We start from the raw sequence: 21,968 nt of genomic DNA on the forward strand, positions 1-21,968 counted from the left end.
GTCTTGTTAATTCCCTCATTATCTGTCTTTTCACAAGACAAAGCAATGATCTCCGGTAAGATACTGTCTACTGAGAAGGAAATCGTTGATTTTGCGACTGTCTACCTGAAGGGTACCAGTTATGGTGGAACTACCAATCAGGAAGGTATTTACCATATAAAAGCACCCGCCGGTAACTATACATTGGTCGTGTCTGCCATCGGCTATAAGACAGTGGAGAAACAAGTGAAGCTGATTGCAGGGGAGCGGGTGAAACAGAACCTCACGATTACTCCCGAGACACAGCAGTTGGACGAAGTGACCATTGTTTCTACAGGGGTGACCCGTTTGAAGAGATCAGCCTTTAATGCAGTGGCTGTCGATACGAAAGAGTTACAGAACACTACTAAGAATCTGAGTGACGCCTTAACCAAGGCACCAGGTATGAAACTTCGTGAATCGGGTGGTGTGGGTTCGGATATGCAACTCATGCTGGATGGATTCAGTGGAAAGCACGTCAAAGTATTCATTGACGGTGTACCGCAGGAAGGCGTAGGAAATTCTTTCGGACTGAACAATATTCCTGTGAACTTTGCCGATCGGATTGAGGTCTATAAAGGAGTGGTACCTGTGGGATTCGGTACCGATGCTATCGGTGGGGTCATCAATATTGTAACTAACAAGAAACGTCGCCGCTGGTTTCTGGATGCCTCCTATTCTTATGGCTCATTTAATACACATAAATCATACGTCAACTTCGGACAAACCTTCAAGAATGGTTTTACTTATGAAATCAATGCTTTCCAGAATTATTCGGATAACGACTATCATGTAGAGGCACCGGTAGAAGATTTCGAAACCGGCAGAATTGACAGGGATAAGAAGGTGCGCGTAAAGCGCTTCAACGATACGTACCATAACGAAGCCATTATCGGAAAGATTGGTTTTGTAGATAAGGAATGGGCGGATCGTCTGTTGCTGGGTTTCACCTATTCGCACATGTATAAGGATATACAGACCGGTGTCCGTCAGGAAATCGTATACGGTCAGAAGCATCGTAAAGGTCATTCACTGATGCCTTCATTGGAATATAGCAAGCGTGACCTGCTCACCAAAGGTCTGGATGTGGCACTGACCGTCAATTACAATAAGAATGAAACCACTAATGTGGATACTGCCTCATACAAGTACAATTGGTATGGGCAGAAGGCGCTGATGAACTCTCCCGGTGAACAGTCTTATCAATATTCACGGGCGGACAATAACAATTGGAATGGTACGCTGACTGTGAACTACCGCATCAATAGGGTACAGATGCTGACTTTCAATCATGTATTGAATGCTTTCCACCGTTCTAACACCTCGCTGCTTGCCAAGGAAGAGCAAAAAGAGGCTATTGCCAAGGAAACTCGCAAGAATATTTCCGGCCTGTCCTATCGCCTGATGCCGTCTGAAAACTGGAACTTCTCCGTATTCGGCAAATATTACCACCAGTTTGTAGGAGGGCCGATAGCTACATCCAGTAATCAGAGTGAGTATGTGCGCACTACTCGCGATGTGAGTTCCATGGGTTATGGTGCAGCCGGAACCTATTTCATATTGCCCGGCCTTCAGGCCAAATTGTCCTATGAGAAAGCCTATCGACTGCCTACTATTGAAGAAATGTTCGGTGATGAAGACCTGGAAATGGGAGATATCGGCATCAAGCCTGAGAATAGCGACAACCTGAACCTTAACCTCAGCTATACCCGGACATTCGGGAAACACTCCGTATATGTGGAAGGAGGCTTGATATACCGTAATACAAAAGACTATATTCAGCGTAACATTGCCGACCTGAGTGGAGGTAAATCAGCTGCTACCTATATAAATTATGGTAAGGTGTTGACGAAAGGCTTTAATGTTTCCGCCCGATATGGTTTCGGAAGATGGCTGAGTGTTGGAGGAAACTTTACGCAGATGAACGTGCGTGACAACATGAAGACCTCGATCTCCAGCAGTGCGGCCAATCTTGCCTATAAAGAGCGTATGCCCAATCTGCCGTATATGTTTGCCGATTCGGATGTGACGTTCTATTGGCGCAACCTTTGGAAGAAAGGTAATACGCTGACGGTTTCCTATGACAACCAGTATCTGCATAGTTTTACTTATTATTCATCTAATATCGGATCGAATAAGAACGATTATGTGGTGCCTAATCAGTTCTCGCACAATCTGGCGCTTTCTTATAGTCTGCGCAACGGACGGTATAATTTGTCGTTTGAGTGCCGCAATTTTACGAACGAGAAACTGTATGACAATTTCAGTCTTCAGAAGCCCGGGCGGGCATTCTACGGGAAAGTGCGTGTGTATTTTGGTAACTAAAGATTCATAGATTATATAGTTTAGATTAAAATTAAAGGTAAAAGTAAGATGAAGAAGAATAACTTTTTGACTGGATTTTTTGCAACAGCAATAACCGGACTGGTGCTGACAGCATGTACTGACAATGAGCCGAGCCTTGGTGGTGGCACCGAAGGTAGAGGTGAGTATGTGATAGCATCCTCAGTGACAGCTTCGGGAAATACTACGAACGTTCTGCTGACTTCCGAAACATTGGATAAAGGAACGGTTTCCGCCATAAACAATGGCCTTGTGAATGACGGTGCGTCACAGTGGATATTTTATAAAGATCAATATCTGTATGGTTTGACCTACAATCAAGGTAATGCCGGTACTACCCGTTCATTCGTCATGAATTCAAATTATGAAATGGTGGCACGGTCGGGCGAGTATGCAGTGAAGCGGTTCACCAGCTATGGTATTTACGAGGGATATATCATCACTTCTTCTACAGGTGACGGATATACGGGGTATGCCGATGATAACGGTTACTTACCTAAAACATTCCTGCTTTCTTATCTGGATGTAGAGGCCGAAACTTATAAGACCAATGACACTCAAAATAAGGCCTATCTCTCAGAGAATTTCCTGGGAAATGGTGAGTTTGTGACGCTGGCTGGTATTTTGCAACACGGCAGCAAGATTTATAGCGCAGCTGTTCCGATGGGGCTGAGCCAGTATGGCGCAGCGTATAATAATGGCGAATGGGTGTTACCGGGTAATCAAGACCTGATAAAAAAGGAAGACGGTGGCTCAAACAGCAGCAGCTATAAAAAAGGAGAGTTGCAATGGACGCAATATCCGAATGAATGTTGGGTAGCTATCTTCGATGATGAGACTCTTACCAGCAAGAAACTGATCAGTACAGATAAAATCAGCTATGCTTGCGGACGCAATAAATCTCAGTATTACCAGACAATCTGGGAAGCAGACAACGGTGATATCTACGTTTTCTCTCCCAGTTTTGCAAAGACGATGGATGATGTGCGCCAACAGACTACTTTGCCTGCCGGTGTAGTACGTATTCCTAACGGCACGGAAGACTTTGATGATTACTATTGTGATCTGGAAGCTCAAAGTGGCGGAAAATCTTTCCTCCGTTGCTGGCACATTACGGGTGACTACTTCCTGATGTTGATGTATGACCGTCCTTTGACTGAAGAAGATTTTACTGCGAATCAACTGGCCATCTTCAAGGCAGGTGACAAGAGGCTGACTTATGTAACCGGCTTGCCTGAGACTAATTTGATTTCCGGTTTCGGCAACGCGCCTTATACCGAAAATGGCAATGTTTATCTGACTGTAACGACAACCGAGGGTTATCCTGCCATCTACAAGATCAATCCGTCGAGCGCCACTGCAACGAAGGGAGTTACCATTGAAGCTACTCAGATCAGCGGTGTGGGTCGGTTGACACCTACTAAATAAGTGCAAAACCATTCATTGATTATAATTAGGGATAAAGAGCCTGCTGGTATGTGCCGGCCAGGCTCTTTTTTACGAACTTCATAAATTGACATAATGAGAAAGATATTCCGTAATATACACTTGTGGCTTTCCGTTCCTTTCGGGATACTGATTACGTTGATCTGCTTTTCGGGTGCAGCACTGGTATTCGAGAAAGAGGTGATGGAACTTTGCCATCGTGAGCTCTACTTTGTGAAAAAGGTTGAGGCTGCTCCGCTACCCATGGAGCAATTGATGACTAAAGTGGCGGCAACCTTGCCCGATAGCGTGTCAGTGACCGGCGTTAATATTTCGTCTGATCCTGAACGGGCTTACCAAGTCACGCTTTCCAAACCTCGTCGTGCATCTATGTATGTGGATCAGTATACGGGTGAGATTACGGGGAAGTATGAACGGGCGCCCTTTTTCAACTTTATGTTCCGGATGCACCGTTGGTTGCTGGACAGCATGAAGCAGGATGGCGGCATCTTCTGGGGGAAGATGATTGTCGGCACCAGTACGTTGATGTTCGTGTTTGTACTGATATCAGGTGTAGTCGTCTGGTGGCCGCGTACGCGCAAGGCATTGAAGAACAGTCTGAAGATTGTAGCGAATAAAGGTTGGCGTCGCTTTTGGTACGACTTGCATGTAGCGGGCGGAATGTATGCACTTGTATTCTTGCTGGCTATGGCTCTTACAGGATTGACGTGGTCTTTCCAGTGGTACAGGACAGGATTTTATAAAACCTTTGGCGTGGAAGTGCAGCCCAGTATGGGACACGGCAACGCGGCAGCCAATGCGACCGCCAAAGGCGGTAAGCGGGACGGTAAACCGGAGGGTAGGGAAGGCCGTGGCGCACACAGGTATTCTCCTTATACTAATTGGCAACAGGTATATGAACAGTTGGCCGAGGCAAATCCAGACTACAAGCAGATTAGTGTTTCCGACGGTTCTGCCAGTGTTGCTGTCCCCCGTTTCGGTAACCAACGGGGAACAGACCGTTATAAGTTCAATCCCCGTAATGGCGAGATTACCGAAACTACTCTCTATAAGGACCTGGATAACTCCGGCAAAATCCGTGGCTGGATTTACTCCGTGCATGTGGGCAGTTGGGGCGGTATGCTGACGCGGATACTGACTTTCGTTGCAGCATTGATAGGCGCAAGTCTTCCGCTAACCGGATATTACCTGTGGATACGTAAGAAGATAAAACGGAGACCGGCATCTCCTAAGTTCCTTTCTGCGGAAGATTAGCGTATTTTTCTGCAAAGGTTTATTCTTTCCACCACGGTGGAAAGAATAAATAGATACTACATTTTTCCCTAACAGTCGTAAAGGAAAGAGATAAAAGTGCCGGTTCGGCAGCTTAACTCCCGTGTATCCTCTCTTTTTAGCGAAGTATAGTTGTTTTTCCAGCGATATATATCGGATAGTTTTTGGTATTTCTTTTCGGTTATGAGCTAAATGATAATTCCAATATTAAGTAAATAGAGTATCTCAATTCCCCTCCTCCAACTGGAGGAGAATTAAGATAGCATTACTTGACCATTTGACTCATTTCTGTACCTGTTATGAACTATCACTCTGCATCCACTATTTTTCCGTAAAAAGTTCTTTCCGTTCTTTCAGGCCTCACGGAATCCCCTGTTCATCGACGTTACGGCTGAAACTTCCCGCCTTATAGTAGTTTCAGGTATCTTTCAGCTGAAATGCCGATGAACAGGGCGTTTGGAAAAAACTGAAAGACTGCAGGAAGAAAAAATACTTATTGAATAACATCTGAAAACAAGCGGTGTTATGATCCAGAATAAGCAATGCAATGAATGATTACATTGCTTGTTCTTATCTACAACAAGCAATGTAATTTCAGGCAAGTCCGATTCCGCATTTAGTGTAGCTTGCAAGTGAAAAAACGACCGAATAGCTGTATGCTAATAAGAGTCGTGTTTTCTTATGGTTTTACAAAAGTGATGCTGAACTATAGAATTTAGAGTAATAATTATTATAAAAAGAGTATTTATTTCTGTTTGTAAAACATTAATTGGTTGATAGATAGGTGGTTGTGAATTTGATGCTTGCGTCTCAATTTTGTAAGGGCATATTTGTCTGTAAATAATGTTCTACCTTTGTTCCGACAAAATAAATGAAATCAGAATATGAAAAATACATGTTTTGGGATGATAATAATATTTGCTCTAACATCTATCATGAAATCTATCATATACGCAACGATGTAAATAGTGAAACAGATTGGGATTCTAAGTTGCAAAATTTAAATAGTATAAGATATTTTGATACTCCTCCTGATAATTTGATGAATTATTTAAGAGCATTACATATAGAAGAATACAACTCCTCACACTCTAGTGGAACGAGTTTGGATGAATATATTAAATATACAGAACTTATGGTTGCTACTACTTTGCCTCCGGAGTATTATTTAAATGATATTAATGCCTATACAAATGAAATTGAAACAGTTAAAAATGTTACGGATTCATATAGCATTGAAAGAGAGTATGGGTTGTGGTTACATCAACAAAAATATAAAATAGCAATAGAAGAATATAAATAAATTATAGATTATGAAATATATTATTTGCATATTAATTTCGTTCACATTTTCTACTTTGTGTTTATCTCAAAATGAATTAAAGGTGGATGTGTCTTATTTAAAAGAGAAACAGTTTTTACTTATAAAAGTAAAAAACGAAAGTAGCAGCAAATCATTTGGACTATTTAATGGTCGTATTGGCACGAATGAGTTTGATGGTAGTATTATTTACATTAGGGAAAGCCCGCAAAGTCCTTTTTCTGATGACGCGATGTTTTTGATGTGGGAATATGATGAAAAAGCAGATACTTTAAAGAAATATCGTTCTATGAGTTGGATGAATCCAAATGAAGAAAAATGTTTTGGCATTACTCTAAAGAATAAAGAAAAGTGGTTGAATGCAAAAAGTATAGTTGTAACAACTAAATTATCTATTAGGATAATTAAAGAGGGAGATGCTTCAGTGGTAGGAAAAATTAAGTGCTTTGAAACTCTTGTAAATATACGATAATTAGGTGAAAACTATTATTATTAGCATGTTGTTTTGTGTAACATATTTGCATGCACAGACGAATTATTATACCACTACCAAGACATTTAATGAGAACGGTTACACTTATCAGTGCGATGTAGCTGCTTCTAGATTTGTTTCGCTTTATAATAAGAGCAATAAATGGATAAATATTTATCCGGTCTATAAAGATACAGGTAAAAGCTTTGTGCAAGATGAAGCCGGTGATGGCATTAAGCTGCTTGAAAGTGACACTTGGACACGTTCTAAACGTTTTTCTATTGTCAATTCCGCATTCTCTGCTAGTGAGAAACAGAGAATAAAGGGGCATGACTTTACTATAATAATGTATATAAATTCAGGTACTGGTAAAGTTGATGAAGTAAGCTTTGAGTTTCCAAATTTTAGACCTTACGCCACTATTCCCGTTTCTGTTTATCGTAGGATTGAAACCGAAATAAAGGAAAATATCTGGTACACTCCGACTACCGTGGGAAAGAAATTGAATTATATCTTTTATTGGTGGGCGCAAGAGCCTAAGTAGTGGTTAGTTTAAATAATTCGTCTGTACATATAAATTTGCTTATGAAAACTTTAATTGTTTCTATCTGTATTTTATTCTATGTGGCATATTTGCATGCACAGACGAATTATTATACCACTACTAAAACATTCAACGAGAGTGGCTATACTTATCAGTGTGACATACCCCCATATAACTTGGTTACACTTTACAATAAGAGTAATAAATGGATCTATGTTCATTCTATTTATAAGGATACAGGCAAAAATTTTGTGCAAGATGAGGCTGGTGATGGTATTAAATTACTTGAAAGCGACACTTGGACACGTTCAAAACGTTTTTCTATTGTTAATTCCGCATTTTCAGCCAGTGAGAAGCAAAGGATAAAAGGACATGATTTCAATATAATTATGTACATAAATTCAAGTACTGGTAAAGTGGATGAAGTAAGCTTTGAATTTCACAAATCCGATCCTTTTGCCACCATTCCTGTTTCTGTTTATCGCAAGATTGAAACCGAAATCAAAAAAAATATTTGGTATACTCCGACTACCGTGGGAAAGAAATTGAATTATATCTTTTATTGGTGGGCGCAAGAACCTAAATAGTAAGTCATTTAATTAATAATCGTCTGTGCGTATGAATTTGCTAATAAGAACTTTAATTGTTTCTATTTGTATCTTATTCTATGTGTCATATTTGCATGCACAGACGAATTATTATACCACTACTAAAACATTCAACGAGAGTGGTTATACTTATCAGTGTGACATACCCTCATATAACTTGGTTATACTTTACAATAAGAGTAATTCAAGTACTGCTAAAGTGGATGAAGTAAGGACGTAGGGAAAAAACTAAGTTATATCTTTTATTGGTGGGCACAAGAGTCTAAATGGTTAGTCGTTCTCTTCCTGTCATTTTGTACAGATAGAAAATCATTCTGTTTATTTCCTGTTTGCCTGAGAATGTCTTTCTTTGTAAAATCGAATAATAAAGCCAAATACTATGAGCAGAAAGCACTTTCTCGGAATCCTCCTTTTCTTATTGACCACTTGGGTTGTACAAGCCCAGGAAACAGAACGCCAATATCTTTCCGGCACCGGGCTGGGCAACACGGTGACCTGGCAATTCCGCGTCTCCGAAGGCCGGAACAGTGGACGCTGGAGTAAAATAGAAGTCCCCTCGCAATGGGAATTGCAAGGCTTCGGCGAATACACCTACGGCCGCTGGTATAAAAAGCCGGGCGTGAAGAACCCTTCGATGGAAGAAGGCACATACAAACGTTCTTTCCGCGTACCCCGCAACTGGCAGGGACAGAACATACGTCTCTGGTTTGACGGTGTAATGACCGATACCGAGGTTTTAGTCAACGGGCAATCGGCGGGACCGGTGCATCAGGGCGGTTTCTATCGCTTCTCTTATGACGTAACGGAATTGCTGAAATACGGAAGTTCCAACCAAATAGAAGTACGGGTGAAGAAACATTCCGACAACCGTACAGTGAATGCCGCCGAACGTAAAGCGGACTGGTGGCTGTTCGGTGGAATATACCGCCCGGTATGGCTGGAAGCAAAACCGGCAACACATATAGAGCGTCTGGCTGTGGACGCGCAGGCGGATGGCACACTGAAACTGGATGTGTATTTGAAAGGGGTTACTGAGGAAGGGTACCTGGGAATAGAGGTAGAACCTTTGCAGAAAAAGGATACATTGTTCGAAGAAACGACAGTCGTATTTGTTCAATTTAAGGAAGGCGCATCTACGTTGCACTCCACAAGCCGTTGGGAAGATATTTGCCCGTGGACTCCGGAATCTCCCAACCTTTATCAACTTAGAGTGTATTTGTGTGATAAGAATACGAATCCACGTCACTTTGTGGATACCCGCATCGGTTTCCGCACCATTGATTTCCGTCCCCGCGACGGGCTCTACCTGAACGGTACGAAGCTGGTTATGAAGGGAATCAATCGCCACTCTTTCCATCCCGATGGTGGACGAACCACGAATAAAGAACTTAGCATACAGGACGTGAAGCTCATCAAAGAAATGAATATGAACGCTGTCCGTTCCCATTATCCGCCTGATGAGCATTTCCTGGATGCCTGCGACTCGTTGGGCTTGCTTTATATTGATGAACTGGCAGGCTGGCAGGATGCTTACGATACCCCGACGGGTACCCGGCTTGTTCGCGAAATGCTGACGCGCGATGTAAACCATCCGTGTATCGTGTTGTGGAGCAATGGCAACGAAGGCGGATGGAATACTGCCGTCGACAGCCTGTTCCGTACATACGATCCCCAGAAACGTCATGTCATCCATCCCTGGGCGGACTTTGACGAACTGGATACCCATCACTATCCCGCTTATCTCACAGGAGTGGCCCGTTTCACCAATGGCTATAAAGTCTTTATGCCTGCCGAGTTCATGCACGGCCAGTACGACCAGGGACATGGTGCCGGACTGGAAGATTTCTGGGCACGCTACACCGCTCATCCGCTCTTTGCCGGAGGTTTCATGTGGGCATATAGTGATGAGGCGGTGCGTCGTTCGGATCGCGGCGGGGCACTGGACAGTGAAGATTATAATGCACCGGATGGTATTCTGGGGCCTTTCCGGGAAAAAGAGGGCAGTTATTATTCAGTTCGTGAAGTCTGGTCGCCAATACATATAGAACCGTTGATGATTACTCCTTCGTTCCGTGGGGATTTCCGGGTATCGAACAGATATCTGTTTACAAACCTGGGTGCATGCTCCATGTGCTGGCGCGTGCTTTATTGCACGTCACCACTGAATGGTGATGGAGAAGGGGAAGTTGTGACAGTAGCTGACGGAGGTGCACGGGCATGGCGTCAGGTGCTGGACAGTGGAATGGTGCAGTTACCGTCATTGGTTCCCGGAGAAACGGGGTTTGCACGCATGAATCTGCCGGATAATTTCTTCAACGGAGATATTCTGGAACTTGAAGCTTATGGAGCAGATGGCGAGAGTGTCTGTACACGTACATTCCCGATACATTACGCGAAAGACTATCTGAAAGGTGAGTTACAGCCGAAGAGGGCAGATGCTCATCCGTCCGGTTCGCAAAGTGCGGCTGCAAGTAATTGCCGTGTTGAGGAAACAGATACTCTGATTACGTTGCGTTCTTCTGCCGTCACTGTCTCTTTCCGAAAGAGTGATGCCACTATCACTTCTGTGACGAGGAATGTTGACGGACGAATCATTCCGCTGAAAGATGGCCCTGTTGCTGTTGGGATGAAGATGGTGCTGGCTGATCTGTCGGCTCGTACGGAAAATGGAGATGCGGTTCTTTGTGCCCGTTATCGTGGTGCGGCGGACTCTATTGTTTGGCGTCTGGCGCCGGACGGATTGCTCTCGATGGATGCTGTGTTGCTGAACCGAGCTTCCGGTGGTGGTGGCTTCGACGATGCTTTCACGGACACGGAAGTGCTGAATCTTGGCCTTACTTTCTCTTATCCTGAGTCCGAGTGTTCCGGTATGCGTTGGATGGGACGCGGTCCATATCGTGTATGGAAGAATCGTATTCCGGGGGCAAATTATGGTGTTTGGCAGAAAGATTATAATAATACAATCACCGGTGAAAGTACCGAACGTCTGGTTTATCCGGAGTTCAAGGGCTATCATGCTAATCTTTACTGGGCAACTTTGCAAAGTTCTACCGCTCCATTTACGGTTTATGCGGCGAGTGACGGGATATTCCTGCGAGTATTTACCCCCGAAGAACCTCACGGACGTCAGGATGGCCTGAACACCATGCCCGACTTCCCTGCCGGAGATGTTTCCTTCCTGCTCGATATTCCTGCTATCCGTTGCTTCAAACCTATTAGTCAGCACGGACCACAGAGCCAACCGGGAATAATCCGTATCAAGAAGGGGGATGAGGGATTGAGATTGAATTTGATGTTTGATTTCAGATAAATGATAATTTACCAGCGTAGCGCTGGAGCAAGGTTCTCCTTCGGCGTGCAAGTAATCTTTCAGACGCGGATGACACGGATGACGCGGATTCTTTTTTCCTTCGGTGTGATATGCCGGTATGTATAGCGCAGCTTTAAAAATCCGCGTCATCCGTGTCATCCGCGTCTAAAAGATTAAAGTCCGCGTTCGTCCGCCTTATCCGCGTAGTCCGCGTACCCATTCCCTCGCCGCTAAATTATCATTTTCCTTATCATTTCCGTCAAACCCTGCACCGCCTGCTTTACCAGGAACTGCTATTTTTGTCCCAGCTATTAATCTAACTATCTGTTATAAAGAATACCATGAAAAAAGTATTTCATTCCCTTCTCGCCGCTTTCGTGCTGACGGCTTGTGGTTCGGAGAAACAAGCTCCGATAGACCGTGAAGCATTGGTGGCCCGTAACAATCCCCAAGTATCCTCATTCGATTCGTTGGCTTCGCTTAGTGTCGGCAACGGTGAATTTGCGTTCACGGTAGATGCTACCGGTTTGCAGACATTTCCGGCCATGTATAGTAAAGGTGTACCCTTGGGCACACAGAGCCAATGGGGCTGGCATTCATTTGCCAATCCTAAAGGATATAAGCATGAGGAAACACTGAAATCATTTGACTTCGGTCGTGGTCACGAAGAACTCTATGCCTGCCAGTTCAAGGAACCGGGCCGTCAGAAAGAATCTTCCGATTGGTTTCGTGTGAATCCGCATCGCCTGCATCTGGGCATTATAGGCCTCGAACTGGGCGAGGGAGTGAAAGCTTCTGATATTACTGAGATTCAGCAGACACTGAATATGTGGAAAGGTGAAATCACCAGCCACTTCATGTTGAATGGCAATGCTTTCGATGTGCAGACAGTCTGCCATCCTAACCAGGATATGATTTCTGCTTGTGTTACCAGTCGTGCGCATGTGGGGGTTAATCTGCGTTTTCCTTATCCTACAGGCGGACATGCCGATGATGCCTGCAATTGGAATGCGAACGACAAACATTCCACAACTATCGTTCGTCAGGATGCTCAAAGTGCTTTGTTGAAGCGTGTACTTGACGAAACAACTTATTACGTAACCCTACGTTGGGAAGGCAAGGCGAATCTGGCTGAGAAGTCGAAGAACTATTTCGTACTGACTCCTGAAGAAGATATGCTGGCCTTTTCCTGCCTGTTTACACCGAATTTTCAGGGAACCGTATTCGAAAGTGAACCTGCTGTCTATGCCGATGACAAAGCATTGCCCGCTTTCACCGAAACCGCTGCCGCCAGTGCTACATACTGGACGGATTTCTGGAAGAATGGTGCTGCCGTTGACTTCTCTCATTGCACGGATCCGCGTGCCAAAGAATTGGAACGTCGCGTGTTGTTGAGTCAATATCTGCTTGCTATCCAGTCGGCTGGAAGTGTACCTCCGCAGGAAACAGGTTTGACTTATAACTCCTGGTTTGGTAAATTCCATCTCGAAATGATCTGGTGGCATCAGGCATGGCAACCTCTTTGGGGACATGCCAATCTGCTGGACCGTACACTGGGTTGGTACGAAACAGTAGAGCCTGTTGCTCGTGAAATAGCACGTCGTCAAGGGTTCCCCGGCGTACGCTGGATGAAAATGACCGATCCCAGCGGTACGGAAGCTCCCTCGAATGTAGGTTCTTTCCTGATCTGGCAACAACCGCACTTTATCTATCTGGCAGAACTTGTCTACCGTGCCAATCCTTCGGATGAAGTGATTAAGAAATACAATCGTCTGGTGCAGGAAACTGCCGAGTTCATGTATGCTTTTGCAACTTATGATGAGTTTCACGGACGTTTCATTCTGAAGGGAGCTATCCCTGCACAAGAGACGTTGCGTGCAGCTACTACCATCAACCCGCCTTTCGAATTGTCTTACTGGCACTTTGCCATGCAGACCGCGCAGAAGTGGCGCGAGCGTGCCGGAGAGAAGCGTAATCTGGAGTGGGATGAGATGATTGATAAACTTTCTCCGCTTGCCTATAATGAGGATCATCTTTACCTTGCTTCTGAAGATGCTGTTGATACATACAAAGATATTCGTTTTACCAGCGATCACATGGCTGTATTGGGGTCTGTAGGTATCCTTCCGATGAATAAACTCATTCGTGACGACTACATGAAGAATACCCTGCACTGGGTGTGGGACAACTGGAACTGGGGTAAGACCTGGGGATGGGATTATCCGATGACTGCCATGAATGCCACTCGTCTGGGCGAGCCGGAAAAAGCTGTCGGTGCCTTGCTGATGGATAAGCGCACGAATACGTATTTGCAGAACGGGCATAACTACCAGGATGGTCGTCTGCGCTGTTACCTGCCCGGTAATGGAGGCTTGCTGACTGCCGTAGCATTAATGTGTGCCGGTTGGGATGGCTGCCAGGTGAAGAACCCGGGCTTCCCGCAGGATGGAACATGGGATGTCCGTTGGGAAGGTTTGAAACCGATGCCGTAACGGTATAGTAATGAACTAAATGCTGATAATGATTTAGGCGCGGATTACGCGGATTACACGGATTAATGGCTGCGCTATCGCACTATATTACAGGAAAAGAATCCGTGTAATCCGCGTAATCCGCGCCTAAAATTATATTCATAACCGAAAAGTAATGAAACAACTATTTTTTTATATCCTCATCTCTTTGTTGCCTGCTTTCGCCTATGCGCAATATACCACCGGTAATAAACCGCAAAGTGCCGGCGACCGCATCGAATCCACCTCTTACAATGATCATAAGCGGGGTGCTGCCCGTACCCTGCAATATCGCCCGGACGGTGAAGATTTTGTAAGTGTCAATGGAAAGAATCGCTATACTCGTGCCCTTTATGGCAGCCATACCGCTTTCCGTCTGGAAACGAGTGACCGTCCTATTTTTGCTGTCTACGAAAAGCGCAACAGTAAGAATATACATTTCCATCTCGTACTGGCTGATAGTTCAGTGACTCCATTGGAAGAAACCGCTTGGTGTGAGTCTCGTTACACTCCCGGACGGCGTTCCTATCATCTGAAGCACCCCTCCTGGGGAACAGATGCTGAGCTGCAAATCTCTGCTCTTGCTTTGCCGGATGAGGATGCTGCCATTTGGAAGATTACCCCCGTAAATATGCCTGTAGGCGCGGTTTTGCGCCCTATGTTGAGTGAAATCCGCCTGAACAGATTGAGTCGTAACGGTGATATGGGGGCCGATCCTCCCGGTTGTTTTGATGCACCCGAGCAACCTCAACAATTACAATCATTGGGTATCTCCCTTTTCGACCGGCAGGATGTTTATGTACTTGTACGTGACTATTCTTTAGTAGTACCTTCACAGGAGGAAGGCATTGCCCTTTATAATAAGTCTGAACAAGCCCGTGCCGATCTTGCCTCACGTATCAGGATCATAACTCCCGATCCATACTTTAATACTCTGGGTGGTGCCCTTGCCGTAGCTGCCGATGGCATCTGGGATGGTGAAGTCTGGTTGCATGGTGCTATTGGCTGGCGTATGCCTCTCAGTGGCTGGCGTGCTGCTTATACCGGTGATGCCTTAGGTTGGCACGACCGTGCCCGTACGCACTTCAATGCTTATGCCGCCAGTCAGGTGACAGAAGTGCCGAACACGATTCCACACCCTGCACAGGATTCAACTCTTGCTTTGGCACGTTCCGAAAAGAAGTGGGGAACACCCCAATATAGTAACGGTTATATCTGCCGTAACCCCCGTCGGAACGATCAGATGCATCATTATGACATGAATCTTTGTTATATTGATGAACTCTTGTGGCATTTCAACTGGACCGGTGATTTGGAATACGCCCGCCGTATGTGGCCTGTCCTGACCCGTCACCTTGCCTGGGAAAAACGAAACTATGATCCCGATAATGACGGACTTTATGATGCCTATGCCTGCATCTGGGCAAGTGATGCTCTTTATTATAATAGTGGTGCGGTCACTCATTCTTCTGCCTATAACTATCGTTCCAATCGCCTCGCAGCTATGATTGCCGAGAAGATTGGAGAAGACCCTGCACCCTATCGTGAAGAAGCTGACAGAATACTGAAAGCTCTGAATGCCCGCCTTTGGATACCCGAACGTGGACATTGGGCTGAGTTTCAGGATTTCATGGGGCATAAACGTCTGCATACCAGTCCCGGTGTATGGACTATTTATCATGCATTGGATAGCGATATCGCTGATCCTTTCCAAGCTTATCTTGCCACCAGTTATGTGGATCGCGAAATACCGCATATCCCCGTTCATGGTGATGGTTTGAAAGATGAAGGTTATGCTACTATCTCCACTACGAACTGGTTGCCTTATTCCTGGAGTATCAACAATGTTGCTTTTGCCGAAGTGATGCATACTGCTCTTGCTTATTTCCAGGCAGGACGTGCGGATGCAGGTTTTCATCTGCTCAAGAGCTCTGTCCTCGATGGTATGTATCTGGGTGAAAGCCCCGGTAACTTCGGGCAAATCAGTTTTTATGATGCTGCTCGTGGAGAGTGTTACCGTGATTTCGGGGATCCTATAGGTGTAGCTTCCCGTGTATTGATACAAGGACTCTATGGTATCCTTCCTGATGCCATGAACGGACGCCTGCTGGTGAAACCTGGCTTACCCTCCTCCTGGCCTTTTGCATCTCTGCATACTCCGGATATTGATTTTGACTTTAAGCATACTAATGAAACTGCAACATCCTATGCAATTATCCACCGATTACCTGCGGTACGTACATTGGAACTTCAGTTTCCGGCTCAGCGCTCGGAAGTGGCGAAGCTTACAGTCAATGGAAAGCCTGCAACATGGACATTGGTAGAGAACTCCATCAGCCGTCCGGTACTTTCCGTCGTTATCCCTGCTTCCTCGGATGAAAAAGTGGAAATTAACATTGAATGGGGCGGGGAAGTGCTTGGTAGTCCGACAAAGTCTCAGATAGAAGCTGTTTCAGCTGAAGCTCCTGTATGTTTTGTTCCGATGCAACAAGGGGATATGAAATGGTGGGTTCCTGTAGATAATCCGCTGTCCGCAGATAAGGATGATTCTATTCAGTTCTCCGCCTTCGCTAAAGTCAATTCTTCTAAGTGTGAACCGGTTGTGATGGATGAACAATTCAATTCTGCCGTTACAGATATATTCCGTAATGAGTATCTTTCACCTCGGTCTCCATATACCACTTTGCAGATACCCAAGCAAGGTATCGGTGAATGGTGCCATCCTTTGCATACGGTGGATATTGATGATTCCGGACTTCGCTCTTCCGTTCAGAAGGGAGTGTTGAATACTAAGCTGGGAGTTCCTTTCCGCACTCCTGCTGAGGGCCAAAATATAGCTTTCACATCCTTGTGGGATAATTATCCGGATAGTTTGACGGTCTCTCTCAAAGGAAAGGCATCCCGTGCCTATTTACTTATGGCAGGTAGCACCAATCACATGCAGTGCCATATTGACAATGGGCTGATCCGTGTTTATTATAAAGATGGTACTTGCGATAAGATGGCTTTGCGTAATCCCGATAACTGGGCGCCCATTGAGCATATTTTCTTTGAAGATGGTCTGGCTTTCAACCGACATGTTCCGGCGCTTTATCGCTTGCGTCTTAAAACGGGCGAGATCAGCAATAACTTTGGAGAAGAATTAGGCTTTCCAGGTGCCTCCCGTGAATTGGATGGTGGTGCTGCCATATTGCTTGAAATGCCCTTGAATCCTGATAAGAAACTTTCCCACCTCGTTCTTGAAACTCTTTCTAATGATGTGGTGATTGGGTTGATGGGAATTACATTACAACGATAATAGTATAATCACCACAGAGTGACACAGAGTCCCACAGAGTTCTGATTTCAAATTAAACTCTGGGGGACTCTGTGTCACTCTGTGGTGAAATTATATCAATGCCTTTACGAAACACCACACGAAGTATCCACAAACTACTACCTTAAACACTGTCCCTACCAGAAAACCAATCAGTGCTCCAATACCTGATTTTAGGGCATCCCTTGCACTTCTGTCTCCCAAGAGTTCTCCGATGAAAGCTCCTCCAAAAGGACCGATAACAATTCCCCACGGGCCGAGAAAGATGATTCCGACGATTGAACCTATCAGGCAGCCCCAACTGCCCCATTTACTTCCTCCGCTGTATTTGCTTCCAATCATGGGAGTGAAGTAGTCCAATACTTGCACTATCACTACCAGAAATAACCAAATCAGTAATTGCGATGTAGAAAATTGCGCCTTATCTGTAATATGGAGTAATAACAAACCGGCGTATGAAATGGGCGGTCCGGGAATTATAGGGAGGATACATCCCAATAAGCCTACTATGAGGCATAGACTTCCTAATATGATCAGTATGATGTCAAGCATAATAGAATCGGATTAGAATAATGTTGTTTGGGGGACTGATAATGTAACAAAAAAGGTCTAACTCCTTTTGAGAATCAGACCTTTTTTGTGTCGGAATGAGGCGACTCGAACGCCCGACCCCTACGTCCCGAACGTAGTGCGCTACCAACTGCGCTACATTCCGATACTTTGCTTACGAGTGGTGCCACCAGGAATCGAACCGGGGACACAAGGATTTTCAGTCCTTTGCTCTACCAACTGAGCTATGGCACCTTCTTCGTTTGCGGGTGCAAAGATAAATAGTTTTTTTAATACAGCCAAAGGATTTCTGAAAAAATAAAAGAAAATTCCCCCTGCGCCCGGTTTGTGTGAGCGCAAGAGGGAAAGTCTAAACAGGAGTTCTCGGGGATATTCCCTTATATATAATTTAGTCAATGTTCGGGTTGATGCTTTTCCAATCCTTAATAGCCGGAAGTACTCCCATTCCAATCACTTCGTCACGCAATTTACAGAGGTGAGCATAACTTTCTTTCAGCTTGGCTTCCTCTTCCGGAGTGCCTTTCAACTCTTTGTAGTGTACACCGTCTTTGGTGATTTCAGTTTCCATTGCCATCATGATGTGGTCGAAGCCATGACTGTGTACATACGTACCTGCAGGCCAACGGAATGGTTTACCACCCATGGCGGCAGCAATCATTTCTATGGAAACGTATGCCGGGCTTTGGAAAGAAGAGCGTCCGCGAAGATTGATGATGTTAGCGCCACCTTTGGTTACCTTGCTTTGGATTTCAGCCCATTGTTCAGCAGTAAGGGCAGGTGTGCCGATGATTTCCAACAGAGGTTTACCATCTACTTTAGCAGTTGAAGCATAAACAGCCATCTGTTCTCCGTGACCGCCATACGTACGGCAATTTTCTACCTTATCAGGAGAAATGTGGAAATGCTTGGCGAGTTCACTACGCAAACGGGTACTGTCGAGAGCTGCGAGAGTAGTTACCTGTGAAGGTTTCAGACCGGAATACAACAGAGTGATCAATCCGGTTATGTCGGCGGGATTGAAGATAACTACTACATGTTTCACGTCCGGGCAGTAAGCTTTTACATTTTTACCGAACTCTTCGGCAATGGCAGCATTACCTTTCAGCAGGTCTTCACGTGTCATGCCGGCTTTGCGGGCGGCACCCCCTGAAGATACAATGTATTTGGCTCCGGTCAACGCTTCTTTGATGTCGGAAGTATACGTAAGGTTCAGTCCTTCGAAACCACAGTGAAGCATCTCTTCTGCTACACCTTCCAGTCCCGGTCCATACGGATCGTACAGGCAAATATTGGGTGTCAAATGCATCATAATGGCAGTCTGTGCCATGTTAGAACCAATCATTCCGGCGGCTCCTACAATCGTAAGTTTTTCGTTTGTTAGAAATTCCATAACTTTTATGTATTTAAAAGGTGAATATAATTTTTCTTATCTTTAGTTTCCCGATACAAAAATAACTGTTTTCCAAGAGATTTGTTCATAGAAAAAAGTTATGGATTAGATTGAAAAGTTATGCCTTATGCTTAATCTTTGCTTAAAAGCGAAGATAAGCTGCATCTTAGCATTAAAAATAATCAAGCTTATTTTGTACTGCCTTCGGTTTACATTATCTTTGCCCCAAACGAAAGAAATTATGAGCATCGAATTAGGTAAATTCAATATCTTGCAGGTAGTCAAGGAAGTGGAGTTCGGTATGTATCTGGATGGTGGTGAAGATGGAGAAATCCTGCTTCCTCTGCGTTATGTGCCCGAAGGTTGCCAGCCGGGAGACGAATTGAATGTATTTATATATCTGGATAACGAGGAACGCCTTGTAGCCACAACATTGACACCGTTGGTGCAGGTAGGTGAGTTTGCCTGTTTGGAAGTAGCATGGGTAAATGAGTATGGAGCATTCTTGAACTGGGGATTGATGAAAGACCTTTTCGTGCCTTTCCGTGAACAGAAGATGAAGATGCAGGTAGGAAAGAAATACGTTATCCATGCTCATCTGGATGATGAAAGCTACCGTATCGTAGCTTCAGCCAAAGTAGACCGCTATCTTTCTAAAGAGGCAGCGCCTTATGAAGGCGGAGATGAGGTGAATATCCTCATCTGGCAAAAAACGGATTTAGGCTTCAAGGCGATCATTGAGAATAAGTATGGTGGCTTGTTGTATGATAGCGAGATATTCCAATCCTTGCATACCGGTGATCAGGTGAAAGCTTTCATCAAGCAAGTACGTGAGGATGGTAAGATAGACTTGATACTTCAGAAGCCGGGCTTTGAAAAAGTGGATGACTTCTCGAAAACCCTGTTGCAATATATAAAGGATAATGGCGGACAGATATCTCTGAATGATAAAAGTCCGGCAGATGACATTTATGCCACTTTTGGCGTTAGCAAGAAAACTTTCAAGAAAGGTGTAGGCGACCTCTATAAGAAACATCTCATCATTTTGAAAGAGGATGGCATCATATTGGCAAAATCCCCGAAGTCCTAAACAGATTAGGGAAATCCCTATATAAGAATAGAGAGAAACAAATGGATAGGGGATAATCTTCCCCTATTTTTGTTTCCAACAAAGAATAGACAATTCATAAACTAAGTAAAAAACGCTATCATGAAACGAATATTATTTATCCTGCTTGCCACTTTGAGTACTGCTGTTTGCAGCGCAGGCACGAATGCTATGAGTAATAGCAAAGTACGTAAGGAGACTCGTTTCCTCACAGATAAAATGGCTTACGAGCTGAACCTGAGCACCGAACAATACAATGATGTATATGAAATCAATTATGACTTCATTTCCGGTGTACGCTATGTAATGGACGATGTGCTATATGGTAATGAGTGGGCACTCAACCGATATTATGACTATCTGGATGTACGTAATGACGATCTCCGCTGGGTGCTTAGTAGCCGACAGTATGCCCGCTTTATGCAGGCGGAGTATTTTTACCGCCCCATCTATACCAGTGGAAACCGTTGGTACTTCCGTGTTTATATCACGTATACCAACCACAATCATTTCTATTTCCCCCGTCCGTATCACTACCGCACGTATGTAGGAGGGCACTATCGCACGCATCATAATAATGTGAGCTATTATCGCGGACGTTACAAACATCCATACTATAATGGTTCGTATCGAATTCGTGATACAAAATCCTATACAACACACCGCCGTTCGGATTTTGGCTCTGTAACTGTACGTCCCGGCTCTGACCGTGCGCCGTCGAGAGATGATGTGTACACTACCCGTCGCAGTAGTTCAAGTAGCAATCGCACTACCACTCCAAGCACTACCCGCAGGGAAAGTACGAACAGTAATGCAGCTACTAATACCAGCAGCAGTTCACGTCGTACCAACAGTAGTACGAAGAGTAGTGCTACTGACACTAATAATAGCTCGCGTACCAATAATAGTAGTTCACGTAATAGTGGCAGCTCTCGTACTAACAGTGGCAGTACGCGTACCAATAGCAGTAGTGAAACGAAGAGCAATACAAGCTCTTCCCGCCGTAGCAGCAGTACTACACCGAGTACCGGACGTAAGGAAAGCAGTTCTTCTAGTGTACGGAGTTCTTCCGGAAGCAGTACACGCAGCAGTGGTTCTTCTTCAACAAGAAGCAGCAGCTCCGGTAGTTCCAGCCGTTCTTCAGGTGGTCGTCGCTAAGCAAAAAACGAGCGAATTATTTGTGTATCTGCCGAATAATTCGTTCCTTTGCACCGCTTTCGCGCAATCGCTGTCAGGACCTACGAGAGAAGCCTGGTATGTTGCGTTGTAACGATCAAACAATTTAAGAATAATAACAATGGATTTAATTAAAATTGCAGAAGAAGCATTTGCTACCGGTAAACAACACCCGAGCTTCAAAGCAGGTGACACTGTTACAGTAGCATATCGTATCATCGAAGGTAACAAAGAACGTGTACAGCTGTATCGTGGTGTTGTTATCAAGATTTCCGGTCATGGAGACAAAAAGCGTTTCACTGTACGCAAAATGTCTGGTACCGTAGGTGTAGAACGTATTTTCCCAATCGAATCACCGGCTATCGACAGCATCGAAGTGAACAAGGTAGGTAAGGTTCGTCGCGCTAAATTGTACTATCTGCGTGCTCTTACCGGTAAGAAAGCAAGAATTAAAGAAAAAAGAGTTAATGGCTAATCAGCTATACTCTAATTTCGAGATAAAAAGAGGAAACTTCAATGGAGTTTCCTCTTTTTATTTGATTTAAGTAAACGATTCATGATGAA

General features: G+C 44.6%; 16 protein-coding genes and 2 tRNA genes. 14 read left to right on the forward strand and 4 right to left on the reverse strand.

Annotation, left to right across the window (positions count from 1 at the left end):
* The first annotated feature begins 45 nt into the window (after positions 1–45).
* From K429_RS0101045 to K429_RS0101090, 11 genes are all read left to right on the forward strand, one after another.
* A complete protein-coding gene (locus K429_RS0101045) occupies positions 46–2,343 on the forward strand; it encodes a TonB-dependent receptor domain-containing protein (protein WP_369796066.1) in 2,298 nt (765 codons plus the stop codon).
* 48 nt (positions 2,344–2,391) lie between these two features.
* Positions 2,392–3,789: a DUF4374 domain-containing protein gene (locus K429_RS0101050; RefSeq protein WP_025725761.1), complete on the forward strand. Its 1,398-nt coding sequence runs from the start codon at positions 2,392–2,394 to the stop codon at positions 3,787–3,789.
* A gap of 93 nt (positions 3,790–3,882) precedes the next feature.
* Positions 3,883–5,061, forward strand: coding sequence for a PepSY domain-containing protein (locus K429_RS0101055; RefSeq protein WP_025725762.1), 1,179 nt, complete (start codon positions 3,883–3,885; stop codon positions 5,059–5,061).
* 889 nt (positions 5,062–5,950) lie between these two features.
* Positions 5,951–6,382, forward strand: coding sequence for a hypothetical protein (locus K429_RS0101060; RefSeq protein WP_044096279.1), 432 nt, complete (start codon positions 5,951–5,953; stop codon positions 6,380–6,382).
* A gap of 10 nt (positions 6,383–6,392) precedes the next feature.
* Positions 6,393–6,872: a hypothetical protein gene (locus K429_RS0101065; RefSeq protein ID WP_007210536.1), complete on the forward strand. Its 480-nt coding sequence runs from the start codon at positions 6,393–6,395 to the stop codon at positions 6,870–6,872.
* A gap of 25 nt (positions 6,873–6,897) precedes the next feature.
* A complete protein-coding gene (locus K429_RS0101070; RefSeq protein WP_007210535.1) occupies positions 6,898–7,416 on the forward strand; it encodes a DUF5043 domain-containing protein in 519 nt (172 codons plus the stop codon).
* A gap of 41 nt (positions 7,417–7,457) precedes the next feature.
* A complete protein-coding gene (locus K429_RS0101075; RefSeq protein ID WP_025725765.1) occupies positions 7,458–8,003 on the forward strand; it encodes a DUF5043 domain-containing protein in 546 nt (181 codons plus the stop codon).
* Between the two features lie 31 nt (positions 8,004–8,034).
* Complete coding sequence (locus K429_RS30155; protein WP_022208488.1) at positions 8,035–8,244, forward strand: DUF5043 domain-containing protein; 210 nt, start codon at positions 8,035–8,037, stop codon at positions 8,242–8,244.
* A gap of 159 nt (positions 8,245–8,403) precedes the next feature.
* Positions 8,404–11,334, forward strand: coding sequence for a glycoside hydrolase family 2 TIM barrel-domain containing protein (locus tag K429_RS0101080; protein ID WP_025725766.1), 2,931 nt, complete (start codon positions 8,404–8,406; stop codon positions 11,332–11,334).
* Positions 11,335–11,675: 341 nt separating this feature from the next.
* Positions 11,676–13,826 carry a hypothetical protein gene (locus K429_RS0101085; protein ID WP_025725767.1) on the forward strand — a complete coding sequence of 717 codons (2,151 nt, stop codon included), beginning with the start codon at positions 11,676–11,678 and terminating at the stop codon, positions 13,824–13,826.
* A gap of 154 nt (positions 13,827–13,980) precedes the next feature.
* Positions 13,981–17,142, forward strand: coding sequence for a DUF4450 domain-containing protein (locus tag K429_RS0101090; protein WP_025725768.1), 3,162 nt, complete (start codon positions 13,981–13,983; stop codon positions 17,140–17,142).
* A gap of 90 nt (positions 17,143–17,232) precedes the next feature.
* Here K429_RS0101090 and K429_RS0101095 read toward each other — a convergent pair whose 3' ends face one another.
* The 4 genes from K429_RS0101095 to K429_RS0101110 all read right to left on the reverse strand — a co-directional run bounded on the left by K429_RS0101095 (position 17,233) and on the right by K429_RS0101110 (position 19,120).
* A complete protein-coding gene (locus tag K429_RS0101095; RefSeq protein WP_007212148.1) occupies positions 17,233–17,712 on the reverse strand; it encodes a DUF456 domain-containing protein in 480 nt (159 codons plus the stop codon).
* A 90-nt stretch (positions 17,713–17,802) separates the two neighbouring features.
* Positions 17,803–17,875: transfer RNA gene (locus K429_RS0101100), tRNA-Pro, on the reverse strand.
* A 16-nt stretch (positions 17,876–17,891) separates the two neighbouring features.
* Positions 17,892–17,964 (reverse strand) — tRNA-Phe (locus tag K429_RS0101105).
* Positions 17,965–18,118: 154 nt separating this feature from the next.
* Positions 18,119–19,120 carry a malate dehydrogenase gene (locus tag K429_RS0101110; RefSeq protein WP_022210154.1) on the reverse strand — a complete coding sequence of 334 codons (1,002 nt, stop codon included), beginning with the start codon at positions 19,118–19,120 and terminating at the stop codon, positions 18,119–18,121.
* 241 nt (positions 19,121–19,361) lie between these two features.
* Between K429_RS0101110 and K429_RS0101115 the strand changes: the two genes are divergently transcribed.
* The 3 genes from K429_RS0101115 (at position 19,362) to rplS (ending at position 21,879) form a co-directional block, all read left to right on the forward strand.
* Positions 19,362–20,210, forward strand: a complete 849-nt coding sequence (locus tag K429_RS0101115; RefSeq protein ID WP_025725769.1) for a S1 RNA-binding domain-containing protein — start codon at positions 19,362–19,364, stop codon at positions 20,208–20,210.
* A 120-nt stretch (positions 20,211–20,330) separates the two neighbouring features.
* Positions 20,331–21,386, forward strand: coding sequence for a hypothetical protein (locus K429_RS0101120; RefSeq protein ID WP_025725770.1), 1,056 nt, complete (start codon positions 20,331–20,333; stop codon positions 21,384–21,386).
* 139 nt (positions 21,387–21,525) lie between these two features.
* Entirely contained in the window at positions 21,526–21,879 is a 354-nt protein-coding gene (gene rplS / locus K429_RS0101125; protein ID WP_007212144.1) for a 50S ribosomal protein L19, read from the forward strand.
* Positions 21,880–21,968: the final 89 nt, after the last annotated feature.

The organism is Bacteroides sp. 14(A), from assembly GCF_000526555.1.
Lineage (GTDB): Bacteria > Bacteroidota > Bacteroidia > Bacteroidales > Bacteroidaceae > Bacteroides > Bacteroides cellulosilyticus.